This is a genomic window from Flavobacterium sp., from assembly GCF_003525665.1.
Taxonomy (GTDB): Bacteria; Bacteroidota; Bacteroidia; order Flavobacteriales; family Flavobacteriaceae; genus Flavobacterium.
In genome coordinates this window covers 72,780-76,733 of the sequence record NZ_DQDX01000078.1, presented here as the reverse complement: position 1 = coordinate 76,733, position 3,954 = coordinate 72,780, and the positions used below count along the sequence as shown (strand labels likewise).

The following is a 3,954-nucleotide window of genomic DNA, read 5'->3' as shown; positions in this document are numbered from 1 at the left end:
ATAGAATCCGTAAGACTCAGAAATGTTTTTAAATCAATCATTTATTACAAATTTAGAAATTTCATCTTTCATTTTCTCATTAAAAGGTTCTGCCTTAATATCATTTTTATTTTTTTGAAAAGCTACATTAACTAATGTCACTTCACCTTCTAAACACGTTTTTCCTTGTTCGTCTTCGAATTTAAATCCGCATAGGATGGAAGCAGAGCCAAGATTTTTAACCCATAGTTTTTTGGTTAGGATTTCTCCTAATCGTGCTGCTTTTTTGAATTGTACTTTTAAATCTACGGTTGGAATTCCGTTGGTTTCGTGCATTTTTGAAAACGGTCGGTCGAGTGCTTCTTCAAACCAATCTTCGACTAGGCAATTGAGCATTTCTAGAAATCTTGGATAGAACACAATTCCGGCGTAATCTACATGCTGGAAACGGATTTTTTCTTGTTTTATAAAGGGTTGGTTCATTTTTTATATTTTTTTAGCCACGAATTACTCGAACAGGCACAAATTATTACGGTTGTCTCTCTAATCCTCAGATTTTACTGATTTTTACTAATTTTTAAATTAATCACTTAACATTACTGATAAGCTTAGCCCAGATTGCAACGAAATCCTTTTCTTTTTTTCTTTAAAAAAAGAAAATATTGCAACGGATAGCTGGAAATAGCTCCAAAAACTTCGACAAACTCAGTTTGACATTTTAAAAACTTTCGACACTTGCTCTTTTCCAGGCTTTAAAAAGATCATTAGAAACGGTGCTTCCGTCAAGTAATGAGCCGGTTTTTATCTCTGGATAGGTTTCTTCAAATGTTTGAGTTTTGCCCAAATTGATGCGCGTACTTACCACGGAACGATCGACTTTGTCTGGATGATCGATTCCTGCTGATGCCATTAAATCCATTGCCGATTTTACGGTTTCGTGCTGGAAACGTGCTACACGAATGCTTTTTTCTTCGGGAACCAAACCTTTTGTAAGTCTTGGATCTTGAGTTGCAACTCCGGTTGGACAAGTATTTGCGTGACATTCTAATGCTTGGATGCAACCCAAGGCAAACATCATTCCGCGTGCTGAATTGCATAAATCGGCTCCAAGAGATAAATTTCTGATGATGTCGAAACCTGTAATTACTTTTCCGCTAGCGATGATTTTGACTTGGTCTTTGATTGCAAAACCGTTTAAGGCATCGTAAACAAAGGCAACTGCGTCGCGCAATGGCATTCCAACATGGTCTGAATATTCTTGTGGTGCTGCACCAGTTCCACCTTCGCCACCATCAACAGTGATGAAATCGAGATAGGTTTTAGTAGCAACCATAGCTTTGCAAATGGATAGAAATTCGGATTTATTTCCAATACATATTTTCATTCCTATAGGTTTTCCTCCTGAGCCTTTTCGTAATATTTTTACAAATTCCATTAATTCTAACGGATTGGTAAATGCCGAATGTGTCGGCGGTGAAATAATATCGTGACCCTTAGAAACCAAACGAATATCTGCAATTTCGTCGGTTACTTTTTCTTTTGGTAAAATACCGCCATGACCAGGTTTTGCGCCTTGTGAGAATTTTATTTCAATCATTTTGACGTTGTCTAAAGTGGCACGTTTCGTGAATTCGTCGTAATTGAATTTTCCATCATCGGTACGGCAACTAAAATATCCCGTACCGATATTCCAAACGACATCGCCACCTTGTAAATGGTAGGGTGAAAGTCCGCCTTCGCCTGTATTGTGGAAAAATCCACCTTGTTTGGCTCCGTTGTTCAATGCCAGAATTGCGTTTTTACTCAATGAACCAAAACTCATGGCGCTGATGTTGAATAAACTTGCATCATACGGTTTTTCGCATTGAGACGAACCGATTCGAACGCGTGGATTTTCATTAACATTGGAAAAAGAAATCGCTTTTATGCTGTGATTGATCCATTCGTATCCGTTTTCATAAACGTCTAATTGCGTTCCGAAGGGCATGGAATCGGTTTCTTTTTTACTTCGTTGATAGACTAAACTTCGTTGCAATCGTGTGAATGGTTTTCCGTCGGTATCGCTTTCTATAAAATATTGACGAACACCTGGACCAAGTGCTTCAAGCAAATAACGCATTCTTCCTAGTAATGGAAAATTTCTACGAATGGTTTTCTTGGATTGATACATATCGTAAAAACCCATGATTATTAAAGGAATAAATATCAATAGCAGGAAACTGAATTTCCAGTTGATATAGGTTAGAATTCCGATTATTGCCAAGGATGTTATGGCGAATGTTATGAATACTTTTCTCATTTTTCAGTTTTTTTTACACGAATTGCACGAATTTTCACGAATTGTGTTTTATCAAATTATTTCACGAACTTTTATTTCTCAATTTACTATTACTTTCCTTCATTAAAATAGGTTATTCCAAATTCTTTGAGGGTTTCCTTAAGACCAAGAGCGCATCCTGAGAAAGCTTTAAAGTTTTCAGAACTTTCACTGCCATTACAATCAAAACACATTTCTATATAACCATATATTTTATCATTTTTATCGTAAAATAATATAGCATGTCTTGGATTATAGCATTTTGCACCCCAATTTTCTATTTCACATTTTGACAGTCTTTTTTTTAGAATTTCTATTTGCTCTTCATTTAAGATAATTCTATTCTTAAGATACTTTTTATTTATTTCAAGGTTGCCATTTTTAATATAATTTAATTTTGAATAATTAGAATTATCTTCTTCATCCCACTGATTTCTATCAATGTATGCTAAAATCTCAATTCGTTTTGTTTTTTCAAATGCTGAATTTATTTCTTTTCTTAGGGTTGTGCTACAAGAATTTGTTAAAAACAAAACAAATAGTAATGAATAAATTTCAAGTAAATTATTTAATAAAACTTTAGTGTTAATTACTTTCATTTTAATACTATTTCAACTTATATCGTTGTATTTTTCCCGTTTCCGTTTTTGGTAATTCTTCAACAAAATTTATGGCTCTTGGATATTTATAGGGTGCAGCTACTTCTTTGAACCATAATTGAATATTTTTAGCTAACTCGTTAGAAGCTTTAGTATAATCTTTTAATACAATGTGAGCGCAAACTAACATTCCGCGTTCTTCATCGGGCAAACCAACAACGGCACATTCTAAAATATGTTCGTGGGTTAAAAGTACGGATTCTACTTCAATTGCACCAATATTATAGCCAGAAGAAATGATCATATCATCGCCACGAGCTACAAACCAAAAATAGCCATCTTCATCTTGTCGGAAAATATCTCCGGTTACATTCCAGCAGTTTTCTACGTATTCTTTTTGTTTTTCAATTCGGTTTAGGTATTTGCAGCCTGTGATTCCACGAACGGTTAATCTTCCTGGTTCGTTGGTTGGAACTTCATTTCCGTCGGCATCGATTATTTTGGCTTCGTAACCGGTAATTGCTTTTCCAGTTGCACCGGGTTTCATGTTTTCTTCGTTGGATGAAATGAATATGTGTAGCATTTCGGTTGCTCCAATTCCGTCAATGATTTTTAGTCCAGTTGCAGCGTACCAATCTTGCCAGACCTTTAACGGTAGCGTTTCACCTGCAGAAATACATTTGCGCAAGCTAGAAATATCGTACTCATTGACTTTCGTTGTAATGATTCTCCAAGCCGTTGGTGCTGTAAAACAAATGGTGATTTTGTATTCTTGAATGGCTTTTAATAGTAAATCTGGTGAAGGTTTTTCTATTAAAAAAGTAGATGCTCCAAAGTACATCGGAAACAAAACCAATCCGCCTAGTCCGAAGGTAAATCCGAGTGGCGGACTTCCTGTAAAAACATCGTTTTGAGTGGGTTGTAATGAATATTGTGGAAATGCTTCGCAAATATTTAAAATATCTTTATGGTAATGCGATGTCATTTTTGGTAATCCTGTTGTTCCAGAAGTGAATCCGATTAGACAAATCGAATCGGCTTTGGAATGGTAATTTTGAC

At 35.5% G+C, this 3,954-nt stretch carries 4 protein-coding genes; all 4 read right to left on the bottom strand.

Translation table 11 applies throughout. The features are described from left to right. Positions 1-33: 33 nt before the first annotated feature. Complete coding sequence (locus tag DIU01_RS05735; protein ID WP_290832367.1) at positions 34-462, bottom strand: acyl-CoA thioesterase; 429 nt, start codon at positions 460-462, stop codon at positions 34-36. 235 nt (positions 463-697) lie between these two features. Then, positions 698-2,278, bottom strand: coding sequence for an FMN-binding glutamate synthase family protein (locus tag DIU01_RS05730; RefSeq protein ID WP_290832365.1), 1,581 nt, complete (start codon positions 2,276-2,278; stop codon positions 698-700). 89 nt (positions 2,279-2,367) lie between these two features. Continuing rightward, positions 2,368-2,895 (bottom strand): hypothetical protein, encoded by a 528-nt coding sequence (locus tag DIU01_RS05725; RefSeq protein ID WP_290832363.1) that lies wholly within the window; start codon positions 2,893-2,895, stop codon positions 2,368-2,370. Between the two features lie 7 nt (positions 2,896-2,902). Next, a partial coding sequence (locus DIU01_RS05720) for an AMP-binding protein (protein ID WP_290832361.1) occupies positions 2,903-3,954 on the bottom strand: 1,052 nt, incomplete at its 5' end.

Bases quoted from the DNA above. Each gene is read 5' to 3' on its own strand.
- DIU01_RS05735 (WP_290832367.1), bottom strand. From the start codon at position 462: ATGAACCAACCCTTTATAAAACAAGAAAAAATCCGTTTCCAGCATGTA.
- DIU01_RS05730 (WP_290832365.1), bottom strand. From the start codon at position 2,278: ATGAGAAAAGTATTCATAACATTCGCCATAACATCCTTGGCAATAATC.
- DIU01_RS05725 (WP_290832363.1), bottom strand. From the start codon at position 2,895: ATGAAAGTAATTAACACTAAAGTTTTATTAAATAATTTACTTGAAATT.